This is a genomic window from Cupriavidus sp. GW821-FHT02F09 (genome assembly GCF_059421605.1).
Window position 1 is genome coordinate 1 of the sequence record NZ_JBWKVH010000024.1, and the last position, 21149, is coordinate 21149.

Below are 21149 nucleotides of genomic sequence, written 5' to 3' on the forward strand. Positions count from 1 at the left end.
CGAGCTGTTCTACATGGACAAGACCATGATGGTGTTCGGCGACGCCAAGAAGGTGGTGGAAGACATGGGCAAGGCGGCCTGATGCGCCGGACTTGGCCACTAGCCAAAAGGCAATTGTCCTGTAAGGCGGTCAGGGAATTTGGCCGCGACTTTTCTATTTTCGCAGCGCGGAAGAACTGACCTGAAGCACTGCATCTTTGATCAATTGACCATGCAGTGCCTCCTGCGCATGGCTGGTTCTCTTCTTTGTGCGCCCTATGGCTTACGCCCAAATCACATCCCTGCTAATTGCCAACCGTTCCGAGATCGCGATCCGCGTGATGCGGGTCGCTGCCGAGATGAACATCCGGACGGTGGCGATTTATTCGAAGGAAGACCGTCTTGCGCTCCATCGCTTCAAGGCCGATGAGAGCTACCTGGTCGGCGACGGCAAGAAGCCCTTGGCAGCGTACCTCGACATCGATGACATCCTGCGCATTGCAAGACAAGCGAGGGTCGACGCTATCCATCCGGGCTATGGTTTTCTTTCTGAGAATCCCGAGTTCGCACAGGCTGTCATCGACGCCGGGATACGATGGGTCGGCCCCTTGCCGCAGGTCATGCGCATGCTCGGCAACAAGGTGGCAGCGCGCAATGCGGCAATCGCGGCCGGTGTACCCGTCATGCCGGCAACGGATCCGCTGCCCCATGATCTGGACACATGCAAGCGTCTTGCTGCTGGAGTCGGCTACCCGCTGATGCTCAAGGCGAGCTGGGGGGGAGGTGGACGGGGCATGCGCGTTCTGGAAGGCGAGCAGGATCTCGACACTGCGATTGCCGCGGCTCGGCGCGAGGCGCTCGCAGCGTTCGGTAACGACGAGGTGTATGTGGAAAAGCTGGTGCGCAACGCGCGCCACGTCGAGGTACAGGTGCTTGGCGACACGCACGGCAACCTCGTGCATCTCTACGAGCGCGACTGCACGGTGCAGCGGCGCAACCAGAAGGTCGTCGAGCGGGCACCTGCGCCATACCTGGATGATGTCGGCCGGGCTGCGCTCTGCGAAGCGGCGCTGCGCCTCATGAGCGCGGTCGGCTATACGCATGCCGGCACAGTGGAATTCCTGATGGATGCGGACTCCGGGCAATTCCACTTCATCGAGGTCAATCCGCGCATCCAGGTCGAGCACACGGTTACGGAAATGATCACCGGGATCGACATCGTCAAGGCGCAGATCCGTGTCACGGAAGGCGGCTTGATCGGCATGACCGAAGACACGCTCACTGAGAACGGCGACATCAGCGTGCGAGCCGCGGGCGTGCCAGCCCAGGCGGCGATTCCGCTGAACGGCCATGCCCTGCAATGCCGGATCACGACCGAGGACCCGGAGAATGGCTTCCTGCCAGACTATGGGCGGCTCACCGCCTACCGCAGCGCGGCGGGCTTTGGTGTGCGTCTCGATGCCGGCACCGCCTACGGCGGCGCAGTGATCACGCCGTACTACGATTCGCTGCTGGTCAAGGTGACCACCTGGGCGCCCACGGCCGCCGAGTCGATTCGGCGGATGGACCGCGCGCTGCGCGAGTTCCGCATTCGTGGTGTCGCTTCAAACCTTCAGTTCCTCGAAAACCTCATTAACCATCCCGCCTTCGGGTTAGGTGATGTCACGACACGCTTCATCGAACTGACCCCCGAACTGCTGGCCTTTACCAAGAGGCTAGACCGCGCAACCAAGCTGCTGCGCTATCTCGGCGAGGTGAGCGTCAATGGATATGCTGAATTGAGCGGCCGCTTGCTGCCGTCGTTGCCCCTGCCTAAGCCGGTGCTGCCCGCCATTGACACCACCGCCGCGCCTCCCTATGGCACGCGCGACCGACTGCGGGAGCTCGGCGCGGAAAAGTTCGCGCACTGGATGCTCAACCAGAAACAGGTGCTGCTGACTGACACGACCATGCGCGACGCGCACCAGTCGCTGTTCGCAACGCGCATGCGCACCGCAGACATGCTGCCGATCGCGCCGTTCTACGCACGCGAGCTGTCGCAACTGTTCTCGCTGGAGTGCTGGGGCGGCGCGACGTTCGACGTGGCGCTGCGCTTCCTCAAGGAGGACCCATGGCAACGTCTTGCGCAGTTGCGCGAACGGGTCCCGAACGTCCTGTTCCAGATGCTGCTGCGCGGCTCGAACGCTGTCGGCTACACGAATTATGCGGACAACGTGGTCCGCTTCTTTGTCCGCCAGGCCGCCAGCGCCGGCGTGGATGTGTTCCGCGTGTTTGATTCGTTGAACTGGGTGTCTAATATGCGAGTTTCAATCGATGCCGTGTGTGAGAGCGGTGCGCTGTGCGAAGGCGCGATCTGCTATACGGGCGACATCTTCGACCCTTCCCGTGCAAAATACGACCTGAACTACTACATAGGTATCGCGCGTGAGCTGCAACGCGCCGGTGTGCACGTGCTTGGCATTAAGGACATGGCGGGGATTTGCCGTCCGCAGGCTGCCGCCGCGCTCGTCAAGGCACTCAAGGAAGAGACCGGCTTGCCTGTCCATTTCCATACGCACGACACCAGCGGCATCTCGGCCGCGTCCGCATTGGCTGCAATTGATGCGGGTTGCGATGCGGTTGATGGTGCGCTCGATGCAATGAGCGGACTCACATCGCAGCCGAACCTGTCGAGCATCGCTGCGGCATTGGCGGGCAGCGAACGCGATCCTGGGCTCAGCCCGGAGCGGCTGCACGAAGCGTCGATGTATTGGGAGGGGGTCCGTCGTTACTACGCGCCGTTCGAATCCGAGGTCCGGGCCGGCACCGCCGACGTTTATCGTCATGAGATGCCGGGCGGCCAGTACACCAACCTGCGTGAGCAGGCACGCTCCCTCGGTATCGAGCATCGCTGGACCGAGGTGTCGCGCGCATACGCTGAAGTCAACCGGATGTTCGGCGACATCGTCAAGGTGACGCCCACCTCGAAGGTGGTCGGCGATCTGGCATTGATGATGGTGGCCAATGATATGAGTGCCGTCGATGTGTGCGATCTAGGAAAGGAAGTCGCGTTTCCCGAGTCGGTCATCTCGTTGTTCAAAGGCGAACTCGGCTTCCCACTCGACGGCTTTCCCGCGGAACTCTCGCGCAAGGTGCTTCGGGGCGACCCGCCCGCGCCTTACCGGCCAGGTGACCAGATCCCGGCCGTCGATCTTGAGGCGGCGCGCGCTGCGGCAGAGGCCGCCTGTGAGCAGCCGCTCGACGACCGGCAGCTTGCATCGTACCTGATGTATCCGAAGCAGGCGAGCGACTACCACGCGCACGTGCGAGTCTATAACGATACGTCGGTGCTGCCGACCCCGGCTTTCCTGTACGGTTTGCAGCCGCAGGAAGAAGTGGCTGTCGACATCGCAGCGGGTAAGACCTTGCTGGTCGCCCTGCAGGGAACGCACCCGGACACCGAAGAGGGCATCATCAAAGTCCAGTTCGAGCTGAATGGACAATCGCGGACGGCGCTGGTCGCGCAGCGGAGTGCCGCACATGCCGGTTCGCCACGCAAGAGCCGTCCGATTGCCGATCCCGAAAATTCGCTGCATATTGCGGCGCCGATGCCGGGTGCGATCGTTACCGTGGCTGTCCAACCCGGGCAACGCGTCGCAGCAGGCACGACGCTGATGGCCCTGGAGGCGATGAAGATGGAAACCCACATCGCAGCTGACCGCGACTGCGAGATTGCCGCCGTGCATGTTCAACAGGGAGACCGTGTGGCCGCGAAGGATTTGCTGATCGAACTGACGCGCACGGATTGACGAAAGCTATGTGGCCAGCGGTCAATGAACCCCAATGTACTGGCCGCTTGGGGGATGCCTGGTTTGTGAGCCACTCAAACACTTTGCTATGATCTTGCTTATCTATATCAGATGAAATGTGCAACCGGTTGCCCCGGCTTGTGCGATCGTCAAACGGGACTCTGAACGTGGGTACGCAATTTGACGCCGGCAGCGCTGTTGGTGGCGTGCTGTACAAAGATGTTAAACATGCAATCCTTGCCGCGCTTGCGGCGGGAGAGTGGAAGGCGGGCGAAGCCATTCCGTCCGAGCGCAAGCTGACCGACCGATTCGGTGTTTCAATCGGCACCCTGCGCAAGGCGATTGACGAACTGGTGGCGGAGAACATCATGATTCGCCATCAAGGGCGAGGCACGTATGTTGCGACGCACCGCCAGGAAGACCACTTCTTCCGGTTCTTCCGGATCGTTAGGCAGGACGGGCATCGCGAGTATCCCAGCGTACGCCTGGCAAGGTTTCGCCGGGCGAAAGCCGACAAGGAAGAGGCCACCGCTTTGGCCATCGCGGTCGGGGATCCCGTGTTCCGGTTCACCAATGTTCTCTCGCTGGAAGGGAAGCCCGTGATAATCGATGCCATCACGGTCCCCGAGGTGCGCTTCAAGGGTCTGACTGAAAAGCAGCTGCGCGAGCGGCCGAATACACTCTACAACTTCTACCAGGACATCTTCGGCATCAACGTCATTCGCATCGAGGAACATTTGCGGTCCGCGCTGGCGGAAGAGGATGACCACACGTTGCTGGGGGTTCCGGTTGGCAGTCCACTACTCAAGATATTGAGGATTGCGTCTTCATTCCATGACGAACGCATCGAGTATCGCGTGTCTCGCCTCGACACAACCAGTCATGAATTCGCTCTGTCCCAACCGTAGGCGGAATCAATGAGACGCGACCCGCGCGCAGCCGGGGCGCAGGAACTCGCCTCAGCGGCCTGCGAGCCCGGCGTTGCGGATCAGCGTGCCATACGATTTGGCTTCGGCAGCCGCGAAAGATTCAAAGGCCGCGGCGTCCCGATAAACGAGTGGCGTGTTGAGGTGCTCGGCCTGGCGCTTGTAAGCGTCGTTGTGGACGGCCTTCGCGCAGGCGGCTTCGAGTTTCCTGCGCACAGGTGCGGGGAGCCCGCGCGGCGCGATCAAGCCGCCCCAGACGGTCGCCTTGACGGGATAGCCGAGTTCTGTCGCGGTGGGCACGTCGGGATAGTTGACGAGCCGTTTGTCGGCAAACACCGCCAAACCGCGTAGCTGGTATTGCGTCGAGATCGTCGGCGTTTCGTTGAACACCATGATCTGCTTGCCCATGAGCCCCGTCACCATCTCGCCCGAGGTCTTGTACGGCACGTGCAGGGCATCGGCCTTCAGGCGATCCAGCAGCATGACCATCGATAGATGGAGCGACGTGCCCTGGCCTGATGAGCCGTAGCTCAGCCTGCCGGGATTCGCTTTCGCGTAGTTCGCGACGATGGTGAGCGATCGGAAGGGCGAATCGCGGGTCACCATCATCATCAGTGGGACATCATAGGTGCCGCAGATATGGTCAAAGCTCGCGTTCGTATAGCCGGTATCGCGCAACGCGGGCTGGATGACTTCCGGACCCACGGTCGCCATGCCGAGCGTGTAGCCGTCCGGCGTCGCGCGGGCGAGCGCCGACATGCCTATCGTGCCGCTCGCACCGGCACGGTTCTCTACCACCACGCGGACGCCGATCTCGTCGCCCAGCGACTTCTGTAGCAGCCGCGCCATGATGTCGGTCGTGCCGCCAGGGCCGAAAGGGACGATCACCGTGACCGGCCGCGCCGGGTAACCCTGCGCGAGGGCGGGTATCGCCGGCGCTGCGAGCGAGCAAAGTGCGCATAGCGCGGCGAGCGCGGAAAGTCCCATCCTGGCACAGTCGCGCGGGGGCTCGGTATTCATCGATATCTCCTCAGGATTGGGCGTGTCTATGGGTTGCCGCCTTGATGATGTTTTGCGCGGGATACGCCGTCAGTCGAGATGGATGCCGGCGCGCTTCACGAGCGCTCCCATCATGTCATACTCCTTTCGGATCCTGGCCTCGAACGCCTCGGGCGTGGAGGAAAGAACGTCAAAGCCCTGCGCTTCCAGCGGCGCGCGGAATTCCGGCGCCTTGAGCACAGCACTCATTTCGCGCGAAAGCGTGGCGACGATGGCCGGCGGCGTGTCCTTGCGTACGAGAATGCCGTTCCAGACCAAGGACGTGTAGCCGGGTACGCCGGCTTCGGCCATCGTCGGCACGTCGGGCAGGATGGGAGCGCGCCTGGTATCGGCCACGGCCAGGGCGCGCAATTTGCCGGCCTTGACGAACGGCACGACCGCGGGGAGGTTGTTGAACATCAGCGGGACCTGGCCGGCGAGCACGTCGTTCATCGCCGGCGCCCCGCCGCGGTACGGCACGTGGATGAGCTTCGCCCCCGTGGCCGCGAGGAACTGTTCACCGGCAATGTGCATCGTGTTGCCGTTGCCGGCCGACGCGTAGCTGTAGGCATTGGGGTTGCCTTTGGCTTGCACAACGAGCGAAGCCACGTCCGAGAACGGTGCCGAGGGATTCGCGACGAGCACGTTTGGCATCTGGTGCGACAGCGTAACCGGTTGCAGATCCTTCAGCGGATCGTAGCCCATATTGCGATACAGATGCGGATTGATCGCGAGCGTGCTCGTCGTGCCGAGCAGTAGGGTGTAACCGTCGGCGGGTTGCTGCTTCGCCACGTAAGCCGAGCCGATATTGCCATTGGCGCCGCCGCGGTTGTCGATAACGACTGGCTGCCCCAGCCGGGCGCCGAGCGCCTGGGCGAACGCACGCGCGAATATGTCGGCGGCGCCGCCGGCCGGGTAAGGCACGACGAGCGTCACGGGACGGTCAGGATATCTCGCAGTTTGCGCGTGCGCGTCAAGCGGCGCGAGGCCACAGGACAACGTGATGCACAAGGCGGTGGTCGAAAGCAGGGCGGTACGGCGGCGGATCGGCTTCATGTTGTCTCCTTTGTCGTTCATTGTGATCACGAAGTGTTGAGTTGCCGCGTGTCAGGGCGCGATGGCGGCTACCTATCCGGCACGTTGGTGTGCTCAGAACGCATGGCGCGCAGACTGAGCTTTTTGCGATGCGATCAACGATGGATGGGTCTGGTGGCTGCTTCCGTTTATTTTCTTGCGGCAGCGGCTCCTTGCTGTTCGGCGCGGATCGCGGCGACCTTCTTGCCAAAGAGCAGCGTGAAGATGAGCAGGGTGCCAAAGGCGACACCCAGCACCGGTAGCGCCGGCAGCTTGGCAGCGCCCTTGATCAGCATGGCGCCGGAACCAATCAGAAGATAGAACACTAGCTTGCGGAACACGGGGGGCGGTAGGCGCTTATGCACGAATTGCCCCACCAGCGAGCCTAGGATCATCGTGGGAATCGAGAAGATCACCAGCTTCACGGACGACATGGTCAAAATGCCACCCGTGAACAGGCCGCCGATGATCATGATGTTGTTAGCGGTGAAGACAGCATTCAGTGTGCCTCGGAAAGCCGCCGGACCGAGGTTACGCAGCATGGCGTAGATCACCAGAGGCGGGCCATTGGTCGAGAATGCAGCGCCCATCGCGCCAGCGATGGCGCCCATCGGCGCGGCGATCCAGCGCTTGTTGTAGGTCGGCAAGCGCGGAATGAACAAGCTGTAGAACGAATAGATGAGGAGGAACACGCCGAGGGCGATCTTCATGATGCCGTCGGGCAGGTTCGACAGCGCATAGAGGCCAACCGGGATGCCCAGCATCGAAAAGGCGATCAAGACCACAGCGGACTTCCAGTCGGTATCCTTGCGGGACAGCCATGTGGCGTAAAGCGCCGTGGCGGAGCCGACAATCACCGCCATGGGCGCCGCCATCTTGACCGGCAGCAGCATCGAGACCAGCGGCATGGTCGTCAAACCGCCGCCAAAGCCGGCGCAGATGCCAACGAAGGTGTACATGAACATCAGGCAGACAACCGTAATCACGGTCGTGGATTCGACCGGGGTTCCGTCAGGGGTGGAAATGTGAAAGAAGTCCATGATATTGCTCGTCTCAGTTTAAAGTCAGGCCTGCATCAACGATGAAATCCTGCCCCGTGCATCCGCAGGATTCGTTGGAGCCCAGGAACAGGGCCAGACGGGCGCAATGCGTGCCATCAAGACGAAATTTGAGCGCCTGCAACTCGATGAACTGATTGACCTGGGCCGGATCCAGCTTCGCCCACATGACGTCCTGCTTCGGCGTGCGGATCGCGCCCGGAACCAGGCTGTTGACACGGATGTTACGGTCGCCCAGTTCCTGCGCCAACGTGCGGGTGAAGCCGTGGATCGCTGCCTTCGAGAGCGAATACAGCACCCGGCCAGGGCGGCCGCGCATCCAATTGATCGAACCCATGTTGATGATGCTGCCGCTACCTTTCTTGGCCATGCCGTCGATGACGGCCTGGATGGCGAAGATCTGGTGGCGGAGGTTGACGTTGATGCGATCTTCGAAGTATTCCTCGGTGATATCCTCGATCTTGTGGTGATCATCACTGCCAGCGTTATTGACCAATATGTCGATCGTGCCCAGCTTTCCCTCGATCTCTTTGAAGCATGCCTTGAATTCCGGCACGTTTGTGATATCGCTATACAGGAAGAAGCAGTCGAGTTCGCCAGCCAGTTTTTTACCGGCTTCGCTATTGAAATCCAGGAATGCGACCCTGCAACCTTGGCTGACAAAAGCGCGGACCAGCTCTTCGCCGATGCCTGTTGCCCCTCCGGTAATTGCGACCACCTTGTCTGCCAAGGAGGCGTACTTCACGTTTTCCAAATAGTTCACCTGAGTCTCCTGTTTTGTTAGGTATTCTCTTGATCTGATCGACTCTGGGGATCGGTCCTTTTTTCGATCAGATGTTTTGCTTGACCAGCTCGAACGTGGCGCTGAAGTCTTCCGCTCCAAGACCCGCCGCAATGGCTTGGTCATAGATCTTCTTCACCAGCGCGACACCGGGTAGGTTCAGGCGCTTTTCCTGCAGCATGTCGTACATGATGTCAACATCTTTTGCCATGTTCACCATGGAAAAAGCAGGTTTGTAGTCTGCATTGATCAGGCCGGCGATTTTGCTGGTGAGATAGAAATTGCCGCCGCCCCCGTAGGAAATCGCTTCGTTAAAACTCGCTTTGTCGATCCCATAGGCTTCGGCTGCGGCCAACATTTCGTTGACGCTGTTCTGGATACCAGCAACCAGGACGTTGTGGATCATCTTCATCTCAAGCCCGCTACCGTTTTCCCCGAGATGAATCTGGTTACAACCCATCATCGCGAGGATATGGCGCACCCGTTCATGAGCTGTCTTGTCGCCACCGACATAGATTCCAAGTTCAGCCTTGATGGCAGCCGGAACTGACTTGACCACCGGGGCATCCAGCATCTCGGCACCCTTGGCTCGCACCCGTGCCGCCAACGAACGGGAAACACTCGGATCGATGGTCGACATATCAATGGTGATCTGGCCTTCGTGCAAGTGCGGGAGCATCTCGGCATACACAGCCTTGACGTACTCTGACTTGGGCACCATGCTGATGATCGCATCGGCCGTCCGGGCGATATCCGCGATGGAGGGCGCGGCGACGGCGCCGACTTCGACCAGTTTGGCTACCGCGCTTGGGTTGATGTCGTAAACCCAGACCTCCCCCGGGAATTTGGCGACGATATTCTTGGCCATGGCTTCGCCCATCAAGCCTAGTCCGATAAATCCGATCTTCTTCATCACAATCCTCTTTGACGGCCGGTTCGCACAGGCTGGCGATAGCGGTGCGCACGGTGAAAAGCGCACCGGACAGAGACTTCATGTCGTCGCCTTTGCCGTTCACTGTGATCACGAAACGCTTTGATCTGCCGCGTGCCGGAGCGCGATGTTTTAGCTACGCGCCCGGGCGGGCTCAGAACGCGTGGCGCAGACCCAATGCGAACGCCATCGGGTTGTAACCCGGTGTCACGAAGGCATAGTTGGGCGCAAACACGGCGAAGCCCCGGTTGCCCTTGCTGTTGTTGGCGATATAGGCGCCGTAGCCGTATAGGTCCGTGCGCTTGGAAAGGTGATAGACATAGCCAAGGTGAAAGGCCTGTGAGGTTTTACCACCGGTTTCGACGAGGCGTGCCGTCCCGATATTGATATCGGAGGCGCCAACGGGGATCTTCGCGTTCAGCAGCCACGTGTTGCCCTGCCAGTTGTTGTCGGTACGCGCGGTGTGGATAAAGTTGGCACCAATCACCACGAAGCCAGCATCGTATGCACCGCCGCTGAGCCATGTGGTCTGGCGCGAGGCAACCGTCGCTGAGGGCGTGGCGTAATAGCGAAACTGGTTGTATCCCGCCGCGACCCGCACTGGCCCGCTTTGGTACTGGACGCTGGCGCCATAGTTGCGACCGTCCTGTCGTTGGCTGTCCACACGCTCGTTGCCGAACGAATAGCCAATCTCCGCATTCAGGCCGCCGAGTGTGGGGATCCGGTAACGGATCGCGTTGTCGTAGAACCCCCCTGTACCAGTCTTGCCGAGCGCGGCCGTATGCTGCAGGCTCATCGTACTGCTCAGGTTCGCCAGGCCGTAGGTACTGACGTCGGTGGCCACGTAGGACCAGTAGATCGGCACATACATCTTGCCGAGGTCGATACTGCCGTAGTCCTTGCTGGCAAGCCCGACTGTCGAGCCGCGATTCCACAGCGTATTGCCGCCGCCGTTGCCGGTATCGATCGATATCCCCATTTCCAGCTGAAAGCGGGCCTGCAGGCCCGCACCCAAGTCCTCGACGCCGCGCAAGCCCAGGCGCGAGGCCTGGATGTCTCCGCTTTGCAGTCGAGTCAGTGCCGGCACTCCCCTGTCGAAACGGCCGTACTCAATCGCTGAATCGACTATCCCATACATGGTGACTTGTGCGTGTACGGCGCTGCAGCCCACAATACACCCGACGCCCCCGGCATACTTTGCCGTTTGCTTTGCCGCACGCCGCAGGGCTCCCTTTCTTGACATACTCCTCCTCCGTTTTTCTTTGAACTGAACGTCTAAATACGCGCTACTTCGCATGCAGCGTGATGCTCCTGGAGCAAGCTGCTCATGCGATTCCCATGCAGAGATACTTGATTTCCAGGTACTCATCGATGCCGTGACGCGATCCTTCGCGGCCCAGGCCCGATTGCTTGACGCCACCGAACGGTGCCTCGGCGGTCGAGATCAGGCCGGTGTTGATGCCGACCATGCCGTACTCCAGCGCCTCCGCGACACGCCAGACGCGCGCCAGATCCCGGCTGTAGAAATAGCTGGCCAGGCCGTATTCGGTGTCGTTGGCCTTGGCGATAACATCGGCCTCATCGGTGAAGCGCATGACCGGCGCCACGGGACCAAAGATCTCCTCGCGCATCACGCGCATATCCGCATGGACCTCGGTCAACACTGCCGGCGTCAAAAAGTGGCCGGGGAGGCCATCCGGATGTATGTGCTCGCCGCCGCAGGCCAACCTAGCGCCATTGGCCAGGGCGTCTTCAAGGAGCTCCTGAGTTTTCTTCAGCGCTCGCTCGTCGATGAACGGCCCGATCTGGACAGAGGAGTCCGTGCCGGCACCGACCTTGAGTGCCTGTACGCGCGTCGTGAAGCGCTCGATGAAGGCATCGTAGATGCCGTCCTGCACGAACAGGCGGTTGGCGCAGACGCAGGTCTGGCCGTTGTTGCGGTACTTGGCGATCAGCGCGCCATCCACGGCCGCGTCGATGTCGGCGTCGTCGAAGACGATGAACGGCGCGTTGCCGCCGAGTTCCATCGACGCCTTCTGAATTTGTTGGGCGCCTTGCGCCATCAACAGCGATCCGATTCGCGTCGAGCCGGTGAAAGTCAGCTTGCGCACCGCGCGGTTGCTCGTCAGCTCGATGGCAATCGGCTCGGGCGTGCCCGTGACGACATTGAGCACGCCCGCCGGAATGCCCGCGCGCGTTGCCAGCTCGGCCAGCGCTAGCGCGGACAACGGTGTTTGCGAAGCCGGTTTGAGCACCATTGTGCAACCGGCTGCCAGCGCGGGGCCGACCTTGCGGGTGATCATCGCGGCGGGAAAGTTCCATGGGGTGATCGCGCCACAAACGCCCACAGGTTGGCGCAGCGTCAGCAAGCGGCGGTCATTGGCCGGTGTGGCGATGACTTCGCCGTCGATGCGGCGTGCTTCCTCGGCGAACCATTCGAGGAAGCTGGCGGCGAACGCGATTTCGCCGCGGGACTCCGCCAGGGGCTTACCTTGCTCGGCGGTCATCAGCGCAGCCAGGTCCTGCTGATTTGCCAGTATCAGCTCGTGCCAATTGCGCAGGCGCTGGCCGCGCTCGCGCGCGGTCAGCGCCCGCCAGGCCGGCAATGCGGCTTCGGCGTCGGCAATGGCGCGCCGCGTCTCGGCCGTCCCCATCGCCGGCACGCTGGCGATCACGCTCAGCGTGGCGGGGTCGGTTACGTTAATACGGCCTCCGTCATTGGCATCGCACCAGTTGCCGTTGATGAATGCTTGCGTGCGCAGCAGCGTCGAGTCGTTGAGTTTGAGCATGGCATTCTTTAGAAGTTGGGCGGCAACGGGAACGTGCAGCGCGGCTCGGGCAGGCCGGCCACGGGCACGCGCATCGCGAACAGGCCGCCGGAAAGTGGATGAGACTCCAGCTCCTCAGCGTCGCGGCCGGCACTGGCTGAAGTCACGTAGAGCGTGCGCAGGTCGGCATCGCCGAAGGCGCACATGGTCGGGCAGCGCACCGGCAGTTCGTAGCGCGCGAGGATGCGACCGTCCGGCGCCACGCGGATGACGCAGCCGCCTTCATAGAGCGCGCTCCAATAGCAACCATCCACATCAACGGCGGCGCCATCGGGGCGTCCGCTGCCGTACAGCACGCGGTCCATCGCCAGAAAAACCTCGCGTGCGCCCAGTGTTCCGCTGGCGGTATCGAACGGATAGCGATAGACGACGAAGCGCGGTGTGTCGCTGTGATAGAGCCAGCGGCCGTCTGGGCTGAAGGCCAAGCCGTTCGAGGTCAGGAGACCGCCGCCCATGTCGTGCAGGCCGCGCGTATCGTAGCGGTAGAGGTGGGCCTGCCCTCCCGCCCGGGGCTCGTCGATGGTGCCGGTCCAGAAGCGGCCGGCGGGGTCGGCGCGGCCATCGTTGAAGCGGCTGGCAGCGTGGTCTTCGGGGTTGGTCGCCAGTTGAACGAGCTTGCGTCCCGTGGCGTCGAGCAACCAGAGTCCGGTGCGCATGCCGGCGACGAGATGGCCCGATTCATGCTGCGCAATGCAGCCAATGTGCTCGTCCATGGCGACGGTCGTGTCGGTGCCGTTGGCAGGGTCGTAGCAGTGGAGGGCCGGGGCCTGGATATCGATCCACAGCAGGCGTTGCGCACGTGCGTCCCAGCGCGGACATTCCCCAAGGTGTGCCGGCTCCCGGCGCACGCAATCGAATGGCGAATTCATGACAGGTGCTCAAAAAATAGTTGGAATACGGCTTCGCAGGACGCGCCCGGAGCGAGCGTCAGTACGCCGTGCGCGCCAGGATCCGAAGCGTTAAGAGCGGCATTGCGATGCGAGACCGGTTCCACGGCGAAGAAGTCCTGCGCGGGCGGCGTGAACACGACGAGATGGCGCAGGGGGGCAGGGGCACGCATGCGCACGGCGAGACGCCGGGAGGGGTAACGGATCACTGCCTCGCCGTCCCAGTCCGCGAAACAGTTGTCCAGCCCGGGATCGGGCTGGGTGCCGAGCCTGCGCACCGAGGCGAAGTCCCACTGCGGCGGCACCGGTACGGCTAGGGTCGGCAGACCTGTGTCGCCTTGCAGCCAAACGCGCTTGGCAAAGAAGCCGAGTTCGACATCGCTGGTGCGGTCGAAATACGGGTGCCAACCAAGGCCGGCCGGCACGTCATGGTCAGCAAGGTTGGTTAGGCGCAAGCGGACTTCCGCGCTGTTGTCGTGAACCGTGAAGGTTTGCTCGGCGATGAATGGAAATGGCCACAGGCCTGGTGTGCGCGCGTCATGGCGTAGCGTCAAGATCGCTTGGCTTGGGCCGTGTACGGCGACATCCCACGGCTGTTGCCAGCCGTTTCCGTGCAGCGGATGCGGATGGTCGCCAAAATTGCGTGCCAGCGCATGGGTCTGGCCGCGCCACTGGAATCGGCCCGAGTCGATCCGGTTCGAGAAGGGCACCCGCGGGTAGCAAGCCAATTGCCGCACGTTGGCGCTGGCCACAGCCTCGGCGCCCCCGGCGCGCAGCACGGGCCGGCTGGCATGGTGCAGGCTGACGATGGCGCCGCCCACGGTGGGGCAGAGCACCATCCGCGTGGCGGCACTGGCGAGCGTGAGAGTCGTGGCCGACATGGCGAATCAGTAGGGAGCAGCGCCGACATGGCGCGCCTGGCCGGCTGCACCGAGCGCCTGGACCACACTGGTCGCTTCGCGCATCACCATGGCCAGATCCGAGGCGATGGCGACGAAGTCATAGCCCCATTCGATGTAGCGATGTACCGTCTCGACATTGCCGCCAACGATGCCGCACGGTATGCCGACCGCCCGGCACCGCCGAGCGGCGTCTTGTAGCGCGTCCTGGACCGGTGCGGCGCTGATGTCGCCGGGATGGCCCATCGCGGCCGACAGGTCCCCCGGGCCGACGAAGATGGCGTCAACGCCGGGCACGGCGGCAATCGCTTCGAGTTGGGCCAGGGCTTCGGGCGATTCCAGCTGGACGATCACAGCCAGTTCCTGGTGCGCTTCGCGCAGGTAGTCCGGCGTTGTGCCGAAGCGGCTGCCGCGGTGCATGGCCGCCACGCCGCGCACACCGTGCGGCGGATATCGCGTGTAGGACACGGCGCGCGCGGCTTCCTCGGCGCTCTGCACGAATGGAAACATCACCGTGCGCGCGCCGGCATCGAGCACGCGCTTGACGGTGACCATGTCATTCCACGGCAGCCGCACCACTGGCGCGGCCGGGGTGCCGGACAGCGCTTGCAGGATTGAGACCATGTCGGGCACGTCGATGGGAACGTGCTCCATGTCGACGACGAGAAAGTCGAAGCCGGCGATACCCATGGCCTCGCTGACCAGGGGACTAGCCGTCATGAGCCAAGAACCGAGGGGTGCGTTTGCACCGTCTTTGACCTTCGCAATGCGGGTCAGGAAAGGATTGGTCGGCAAAGTCATTGAGAGCTCTTCGAAAAGGGGCGCGGCTGCGCGGTCAGTAGATATCGGGCTCGGGAACGTGGCCCGGTGCTTGGAGGAAGTCGAAATCGCAGCCCTCGTTGGCCTGCGTCACATGGCTCTGATACAGCGACACATACGAGCGCGGATAGGGCTTGCGTGTCGGTTTCCATTCGGCGCGGCGGCGAGCGAGTTCCTCGTCGTCGACGAGCATGTCAAGCGTGCCGGCCTCTACATCGAGCCGGATCAGGTCACCGGTCTTCACCAGGGCGAGCGGGCCGCCAACCGCCGATTCCGGTGCGACATGCAGTACGCAACTCCCAAAGTGGGTGCCGCTCATACGGCTGTCGGAGATGCGGACCATGTCTCGCACACCCGCCTCGAGCAGCTTGCGAGGGATCGGCAGGTTGCCCCACTCGGGCATGCCCGGTGCCCCAACAGGGCCGGCGTTGCGCAGGATCAGTACGGTGTCGGGTGAGACGTCGAGGTCCGGCGCATCGATGCGAGCGCTCAGCTCCGCGTGGTCGTCGAACACCAGGGCCGGTCCCACGTGTTTGCGCAGGTGCGGGTCGGCCGCGCTGGGTTTCATCACAGCCCCGTCGGGGCACAGATTGCCATGCAGTACCGTCAACGTATTGCCTTGCGACAGCGGCACGACTGGGTTGTGGAGCGGACGGATGATGTCGTCGTCGAGACAGACCGCGTCCCGGAGGCGCTCGGCCATGCTGCTGCCGTCGACCATCTGCGCATCGAGCTTGAGCAGATGGCGCACGCGTGCCAGCAGGGCATGCAGGCCGCCGGCGAAGTGATAGTCCTCCATCAGCGCGTCGCCTGCGGGAAACAGGTTGGCCAGCACCGGTACCTCACTGGCAATCGCAGCCATCTGGCTCAGTGTCACGTTCACCCCGACGCGGCGCGCCATCGCAATCAGATGGATGGCGGCGTTGGTGGAGCCGCCCAACGCCATGTAGGTGATCAGGCCGTTATGGAAGCTGTCGGCGTCGATGAAAGTTGACGGTTTGCGGTCTTGCCAGATCGCCTCGACGATGCGTACTCCGCATTCGGTCGCCATGCGCATGTGGCTGGCGTCTGCCGCGGGGATGCTGCTCGCCCCGGGGAGTGTCATGCCCAGGGCGTCGGCGATCGATGTCATAGTCGATGCGGTGCCCATGGTGTTGCAGGTGCCGACCGAGCGCGTCATTGCGCCTTCGAGCTCGACCCAGTCCGCCGTCGTGATCTCGCCGAGGCGGCGCGCGTCCCAATACTTCTTTGTATGGGTGCCGGCGCCTGTTTTGGCGCCGCGCCACTGTCCATTGAGCATCGGTCCTGCAGGGCAGAAGATCGCGGGCAGGTCCATGCTAAAGGCGCCCATCAGGAGGCCTGGCGTGGATTTGTCGCAACCGCCCAGCAGCACCGCCCCGTCCACGGGATGGGAACGCAGCAGCTCTTCCACTTCCATCGCCAGCAGGTTGCGGTACAGCATCGTGGTCGGCTTGACCATGACCTCTCCCACCGAAAGTGCTGGCAGCTCCACCGGAAAGCCACCCGCCTGCCAAACGCCGCGCTTAACTGCCTCGGCGCGGTCGCGCAGATGCGCATGGCAAGGCGACATCTCGCTCCAGGTGTTGATGATGGCGACAATAGGCTTTCCCATGAAGTCGTCGCGGCGCCAGCCGATCTGTTGTAGCCGCTGGCGATGTGCAAAGGCACGGATCGTGTCCGCTGCGAACCAGCGTTGACTGCGGAGCGAGGCAAGAGGGCGAGGTTCAGACATGGCGATAGGGAGCTTTGGTCCGTTCGCGACGATGTATTTCGTAGCGCTGCGAAATAATAGCGCTGCGAAAAATGAAAGAACAATAGATATTTGCTAACGAAGTTTGATGATGGATAGACTATGCAGTGATGCTGCTAAATGTTACTTTTGCTCCCTATGCCAATACTCGACCCTCATCACTCGCCCGATTCGCCGATACGTGGCCGGCGTAGCACCAATCGCGTCACGATGGCGGATGTCGCGCACCACGCTCAGGTCTCGGCGAGCAGCGTATCGCTTTACTTGCGCAGGCCCGATGCGGTATCCCCGCGCATCGCTCCGCGCATAGCTGCGGCCATCAAGGCGCTGAACTATGTGCCGAATCTCGTCGCCGGCAGCTTGGCTGCCGCGCACACGCGTGCCGTCGCAGTCATCGTGCCGTCGCTTGTCAACGCCTTTTTCTCTGCGACGGTCAGCGCCATGCAGCGCGAACTCGAGTCGCGCGGATACCAGTTGTTGCTGGCGGACAGCGGCTACGATCCGCGCAAGGAAGAGAGCCTCGTGCGCACGTTTCTGGCATGGTCACCGGCGGCGATTGTGTTGACGGGACTGCGCCACACCGCAGCGTGCCGTCGTATGCTCAAAGGCGCTGACGTGCCGGTTGCGGAAATGTGGGAGCTTGGTGGCAAGCCCTTTGACATGCAGGTCGGCTTCTCGCATCAGGCGGTTGGGGCCATGATCGCCAAACACATGCTCGGCCGCGGGCGCCATCGCCTGGCTGTCATCGGCGCCTACCTCGACCAGGACGTGCGGGCTGATCAGCGTGTACAGGGCTTCCTGGAGGCGGTGCGGCAGCATGGGGCCGAGGAGGCGAGGGTGATCAATCTGCCCGAACTAGCCACTCCGACCGCTGGCGCGCAGGGCTTACGTCAGTTGCGCGCGCAGTACCCGGAGGTGGACGGCGTGTTTTGCTCCAACGATGTCATGGCGCTTGGCTTGCTGTGCGAAGCGCAGCGACTGGGCATCTCTATTCCCGACCAACTGGCCGTTGCCGGCTTTGGCGACTTGCCGTATGCGCAGGTTTGCGTGCCGCCGCTGACGACAGTGCGCCCGCCCAGCGAGGCCATTGGCCTTACGGTGACGCAGCGGCTCCTGGCCCTTGATGAGGCGCCGTCGACTGGCGGTACCGCGCCGCAAATTGTGGATCTCGGCTTTGAACTTGTGGTGCGCGACAGCGCATAACAAGTTTCGCGCCGGCGGGCTCTGTCAAGTTCATGCGACGGTCACCTGGGTCAACTACGAGGACGGTTGTGCTGTGAATCAGTGAGTGTGGGCCCGTTATCGGCCGGTGCAGCAAAATAGCCGCTTTGGCAAACGAGCTGGTACTACGGAGTTGGCAAGAGTGAACAAGGAAAATCCGACAGAGACGCGGTTGGATAGGATAGTGAAGTGGGCCCGGATTTTTGCGTTCGTTGCCGATCCAACGTACTGCACATTTTCTGTTTTGCCGCGAAGCGGGCACACCAGGGTCCCTTCGCCAGCCATTGAGCTTCGATCGAAGCGCAAGCCGTAGTGGTGCGGGGGCACTATCCGGTTGGCTTCGAACCATTCCTTCGGCGACCATTGGCAGAAAATCTACGGCGGCGGATGCGGAAAGCTGGAGCATCCAAGGGTGACAGAGATCGGCAAGGAGGCCAGCTTCCGGTCGGTCAAAGTTATTGTCGAGTCCCTCAATCGAATGCGGCCTGAACTGCAGCAGTTCGTTGAAGATCCCGAGGCCGAAGGCCAGGTGCGCGTATTCCATACGAACACTCGGCAACGCGAGCATCGCGATGTGGCGGACTCGCTGAGTAAAGTCCACGACCAGGTTCGTGCAGCGTGGCTGCCTGCTTCAAACAGCGTGCGGGGCGGTTAGTGGGGTTCGAGGGAACTCAGAGACGGACGCCGGTCACCAGGACTATGGAGTTTCAAAACATGCCGGAAAAACGGCATGTATAGGTTGATTAAGCTATTGAAACATAAGAAAAAAGGTAAAATAGTAGGATGATCAAGGTGGCCCATCTGGAGGTGTGCTGATGAAGCTGGAAAGCAAGCTATTGGTGTCCTTGGGCAAACGGTCCGGTCAGGTGGTCCAGCGTCGCGAACTCGCAGAACTTGCTAGTGCATCCCACCTGAGCGCAGCCATCAGCCGGCTCGTGGAGACCGGTCGGCTAGTGCGGCTGGGCTCGGGTTTTTATGCCAAGGCTCAACCAGACCACGAAGGCAAGGGCCGGCTCTTGGCCGCTCCGGTCGATCTCGTGCGCGAGGTGTTCGAGAAGCTCGGCGTGACCCTGCACACGGTGAAACTGGAGAGGGAGGATGGTCACCCCGTGCTACTGATCGATCCAGGGACGCAGCGCGTCGCGCGCAAGCTCGACATCGCGGGGACGCCGGTGCGGTATTTGAAGCGCGGGACTCTGCAAGAGACTGCACACGCCATGCCTCTGGATCCAGACGCACTGCCGACCACGGGTGTGAGCAGCTTTGTCGAGCGCTTTGCGCGAGCCCACGGTGTCACACACGTGCGTACGGGGCTCGATGATTATGCAGAGGCGGTCACTCTGGCTGCAGGTGATGATGTGGTGCTCGATGCCACAGGCAAGTTGCTGGCTGCCTTGAAGAAGAAGGAACTCATCAACGGTAGACAACTTGCTCGTTTGATGACCAATCATATGCGGGAGGTGAAAGGTGTTCGATCCGTTCGGGGACTTCGAAAGCGCGGGCTATCTGCGCAATATTGAGCAACTGAAGGATCCCGACGAGGTCAAGGTCCAGGAGCATGTGTTCTTCGAGGCGAACATCGATGAAGCGCTGAACTACCTCGCGGGCATCCGGGGCCACATCGGCTACGCGAACTTCCTGCAGGTTCACCGAATTCTCTTCGGAGAGTTCTATCCCTGGGCCGGCCAGGATCGGCATCAACTTGGAGTAGGGCGCTTGGTTGGCAAGGGCAAGGGGCTGCAGTTCGAGGCGTCCGAGCTTTGTCAGCGCGCTGTGGAATGGGGGCTGAGTATGGGCAACGACCGCAAGACGATGCGGGAGCGTCCGGGGGCGGTGATGGGTGCCTTCGCCTGGGGTCATCCTTTCCTCGACTGCAATGGGCGCACCATGCTCCTGGTTCACTCAGAGCTGTGCCACCGGGCAGGCATCTCCATCAACTGGATCGGCAGTCGCAAGGCTGACTATCTGGAGGCGTTGACTCAGGAACTGCTCAGACCTAATGATCAGCCACTCGATGCGTACTTGCGCCCATTGTTGGTAAACGCTCCGGCCAAGCGCACGTTGCTCGAGCAATTGGTGGCTTTGCCGGGTTTGGACGGTCGTGGCGGGGACGCTGGTCTGGAACTCGATGTGGCCTACGCAGCGGATGATCCGCAGGCCAACCAAGGTTACCTGGACATGAAGCGATCGCGAGGAGAGGGCGGTAGCGGCAAGTGATATGAATGCCCGCCGGCGGTGACTGCCGTCGTGGCTTGACGGTGGGCTTTGGTGGTACCGCATGGCATGCTATGGGACTGGTTTTGCGGTATCAGAGGCGCTGTTCGAGGCGCTTTAGTTCCTGCTACCGTTTGGACGTGATGGCGACCCCGGTACCGATACCGTCAGTCCCTCTGAAACATCATCGCCTGATACCGTCAGCCTGGTGGCGAAAGTCTCTTCTGATACCGTCAAATCCCCTGAATTCAAGGGATACGCAGCCTGTTGGAAAGGGGGCAATGGCGGGGAATGAAGGGGTAGCCAGCTCGATGGGGCAACATGGGCCTGCAGGGAGCCCGTCGGCTGATTTTTCCAAGGTACGTCGATCCGCCGGTATCCCTGACGGTATCAAGCTCCCCCGCACCAACTCGAAACCCTTGCCACATAACGCTCTCCGTGGTGCCATTGACAATCGAATGCTTGCGCAGCCGAGCGGCACGTTGCGCACGTCGCTGCCGGTCGACTTCGCTACGACCTACATGGCGCCCCTGATCGCGGAATTCGCGAGCCGCTATCCCGGGATCACTTTGGTAGCGGGAGGGTGCTGTCCATGGCCAGCAACTCCCTGACGATCAAAATGCAATTAATCGCCAGGATTCCTACCTCAATCTTAAACAGGGTTTTGGCAGCACAGGCCACCTGCCAGCGGAGCACCGCGGAGTGAGGGCCGAACGAAAGGGCCTTTCGCATCAGCGGAATGCCCATTCCAGCCACCGACGTGCCTGCGTGGATTCGCGCCGCGCAGCGTGTTCGCTGCGCAAAGCGGCGCGGGCGGCGCCGAAACCCATACCCTCTCGCGTGGCGAACGTCGTCCTGTCCGCCCGCCATACCAGCAGGGACTAAACCGCGATCGCCGGGCGTCGCGGAAGCGAATTCTTTCACGAACGTGAATA

The 21149-nt window shown here is 62.0% G+C and carries 17 protein-coding genes and 1 pseudogene; 7 read left to right on the plus strand and 11 right to left on the minus strand.

Going from position 1 to position 21149, the window contains the following annotated elements; genetic code table 11:
- Window positions 1-257: 257 nt before the first annotated feature.
- Together AC07XB_RS23770 and AC07XB_RS23775 are read left to right on the plus strand one after the other, a co-directional pair.
- Window positions 258-3767, plus strand: coding sequence for a pyruvate carboxylase (locus AC07XB_RS23770; protein WP_492830040.1), 3510 nt, complete (start codon window positions 258-260; stop codon window positions 3765-3767).
- A gap of 167 nt (window positions 3768-3934) precedes the next feature.
- Window positions 3935-4675 carry a GntR family transcriptional regulator gene (locus AC07XB_RS23775; RefSeq protein ID WP_492830042.1) on the plus strand — a complete coding sequence of 247 codons (741 nt, stop codon included), beginning with the start codon at window positions 3935-3937 and terminating at the stop codon, window positions 4673-4675.
- Window positions 4676-4726: 51 nt separating this feature from the next.
- Here AC07XB_RS23775 and AC07XB_RS23780 read toward each other — a convergent pair whose 3' ends face one another.
- The 11 genes from AC07XB_RS23780 to araD all read right to left on the minus strand — a co-directional run bounded on the left by AC07XB_RS23780 (window position 4727) and on the right by araD (window position 16761).
- The gene (locus AC07XB_RS23780; protein ID WP_492830044.1) at window positions 4727-5713 is read right to left on the minus strand and encodes a tripartite tricarboxylate transporter substrate binding protein; all 987 of its coding nucleotides are present in this window, start codon (window positions 5711-5713) and stop codon (window positions 4727-4729) included.
- 69 nt (window positions 5714-5782) lie between these two features.
- A complete protein-coding gene (locus AC07XB_RS23785; protein WP_492830046.1) occupies window positions 5783-6787 on the minus strand; it encodes a Bug family tripartite tricarboxylate transporter substrate binding protein in 1005 nt (334 codons plus the stop codon).
- A gap of 167 nt (window positions 6788-6954) precedes the next feature.
- Window positions 6955-7845 (minus strand): sulfite exporter TauE/SafE family protein, encoded by an 891-nt coding sequence (locus AC07XB_RS23790; protein WP_492830048.1) that lies wholly within the window; start codon window positions 7843-7845, stop codon window positions 6955-6957.
- A gap of 13 nt (window positions 7846-7858) precedes the next feature.
- Window positions 7859-8626 (minus strand): SDR family NAD(P)-dependent oxidoreductase, encoded by a 768-nt coding sequence (locus AC07XB_RS23795; RefSeq protein WP_492830050.1) that lies wholly within the window; start codon window positions 8624-8626, stop codon window positions 7859-7861.
- Between the two features lie 67 nt (window positions 8627-8693).
- Window positions 8694-9623 (minus strand): NAD(P)-dependent oxidoreductase, encoded by a 930-nt coding sequence (locus AC07XB_RS23800; protein ID WP_492830052.1) that lies wholly within the window; start codon window positions 9621-9623, stop codon window positions 8694-8696.
- A gap of 106 nt (window positions 9624-9729) precedes the next feature.
- The gene (locus AC07XB_RS23805; RefSeq protein ID WP_492830054.1) at window positions 9730-10944 is read right to left on the minus strand and encodes a porin; all 1215 of its coding nucleotides are present in this window, start codon (window positions 10942-10944) and stop codon (window positions 9730-9732) included.
- Entirely contained in the window at window positions 10901-12364 is a 1464-nt protein-coding gene (locus AC07XB_RS23810; RefSeq protein ID WP_492830056.1) for an NAD-dependent succinate-semialdehyde dehydrogenase, read from the minus strand. The genes AC07XB_RS23805 and AC07XB_RS23810 overlap by 44 nt, the downstream gene beginning before the upstream one ends.
- An 8-nt stretch (window positions 12365-12372) precedes the next feature.
- Window positions 12373-13272, minus strand: coding sequence for an SMP-30/gluconolactonase/LRE family protein (locus tag AC07XB_RS23815; protein ID WP_492830058.1), 900 nt, complete (start codon window positions 13270-13272; stop codon window positions 12373-12375).
- Window positions 13269-14171, minus strand: coding sequence for an aldose 1-epimerase (locus tag AC07XB_RS23820; RefSeq protein ID WP_492830060.1), 903 nt, complete (start codon window positions 14169-14171; stop codon window positions 13269-13271). Before AC07XB_RS23820 ends, AC07XB_RS23815 begins: the two co-directional genes overlap by 4 nt.
- A 6-nt stretch (window positions 14172-14177) precedes the next feature.
- Entirely contained in the window at window positions 14178-14909 is a 732-nt protein-coding gene (locus AC07XB_RS23825) for an HpcH/HpaI aldolase family protein (RefSeq protein WP_492830062.1), read from the minus strand.
- 115 nt (window positions 14910-15024) lie between these two features.
- A complete protein-coding gene (gene araD / locus AC07XB_RS23830) occupies window positions 15025-16761 on the minus strand; it encodes an L-arabinonate dehydratase (RefSeq protein WP_492830064.1) in 1737 nt (578 codons plus the stop codon).
- A 228-nt stretch (window positions 16762-16989) separates the two neighbouring features.
- Between araD and AC07XB_RS23835 the strand changes: the two genes are divergently transcribed.
- The 5 genes and pseudogenes from AC07XB_RS23835 to AC07XB_RS23855 form a co-directional block, all read left to right on the plus strand.
- Window positions 16990-17982 (plus strand): LacI family DNA-binding transcriptional regulator, encoded by a 993-nt coding sequence (locus AC07XB_RS23835; protein ID WP_492830066.1) that lies wholly within the window; start codon window positions 16990-16992, stop codon window positions 17980-17982.
- 352 nt (window positions 17983-18334) lie between these two features.
- A complete protein-coding gene (locus AC07XB_RS23840) occupies window positions 18335-18655 on the plus strand; it encodes a hypothetical protein (protein WP_492830068.1) in 321 nt (106 codons plus the stop codon).
- Window positions 18656-18815: 160 nt separating this feature from the next.
- Window positions 18816-19520, plus strand: coding sequence for a hypothetical protein (locus AC07XB_RS23845; RefSeq protein WP_492830070.1), 705 nt, complete (start codon window positions 18816-18818; stop codon window positions 19518-19520).
- Window positions 19468-20217: a Fic/DOC family protein gene (locus AC07XB_RS23850; protein ID WP_492830071.1), complete on the plus strand. Its 750-nt coding sequence runs from the start codon at window positions 19468-19470 to the stop codon at window positions 20215-20217. The genes AC07XB_RS23845 and AC07XB_RS23850 overlap by 53 nt, the downstream gene beginning before the upstream one ends.
- A 455-nt stretch (window positions 20218-20672) precedes the next feature.
- Window positions 20673-20783, plus strand: a pseudogene (locus tag AC07XB_RS23855) (LysR family transcriptional regulator); the annotation flags it as partial.
- Window positions 20784-21149: the final 366 nt, after the last annotated feature.

Bases quoted from the DNA above. Each gene is read 5' to 3' on its own strand.
- AC07XB_RS23770 (WP_492830040.1), top strand. From the start codon at position 258: ATGGCTTACGCCCAAATCACATCCCTGCTAATTGCCAACCGTTCCGAG.
- AC07XB_RS23780 (WP_492830044.1), bottom strand. From the start codon at position 5,713: ATGAATACCGAGCCCCCGCGCGACTGTGCCAGGATGGGACTTTCCGCG.
- AC07XB_RS23785 (WP_492830046.1), bottom strand. From the start codon at position 6,787: ATGAAGCCGATCCGCCGCCGTACCGCCCTGCTTTCGACCACCGCCTTG.
- AC07XB_RS23790 (WP_492830048.1), bottom strand. From the start codon at position 7,845: ATGGACTTCTTTCACATTTCCACCCCTGACGGAACCCCGGTCGAATCC.
- AC07XB_RS23805 (WP_492830054.1), bottom strand. From the start codon at position 10,944: ATGAGTACCTGGAAATCAAGTATCTCTGCATGGGAATCGCATGAGCAG.
- AC07XB_RS23810 (WP_492830056.1), bottom strand. From the start codon at position 12,364: ATGCTCAAACTCAACGACTCGACGCTGCTGCGCACGCAAGCATTCATC.
- AC07XB_RS23815 (WP_492830058.1), bottom strand. From the start codon at position 13,272: ATGAATTCGCCATTCGATTGCGTGCGCCGGGAGCCGGCACACCTTGGG.
- AC07XB_RS23820 (WP_492830060.1), bottom strand. From the start codon at position 14,171: ATGTCGGCCACGACTCTCACGCTCGCCAGTGCCGCCACGCGGATGGTG.
- AC07XB_RS23825 (WP_492830062.1), bottom strand. From the start codon at position 14,909: ATGACGGCTAGTCCCCTGGTCAGCGAGGCCATGGGTATCGCCGGCTTC.
- araD (WP_492830064.1), bottom strand. From the start codon at position 16,761: ATGTCTGAACCTCGCCCTCTTGCCTCGCTCCGCAGTCAACGCTGGTTC.
- AC07XB_RS23835 (WP_492830066.1), top strand. From the start codon at position 16,990: ATGGCGGATGTCGCGCACCACGCTCAGGTCTCGGCGAGCAGCGTATCG.
- AC07XB_RS23845 (WP_492830070.1), top strand. From the start codon at position 18,816: ATGAAGCTGGAAAGCAAGCTATTGGTGTCCTTGGGCAAACGGTCCGGT.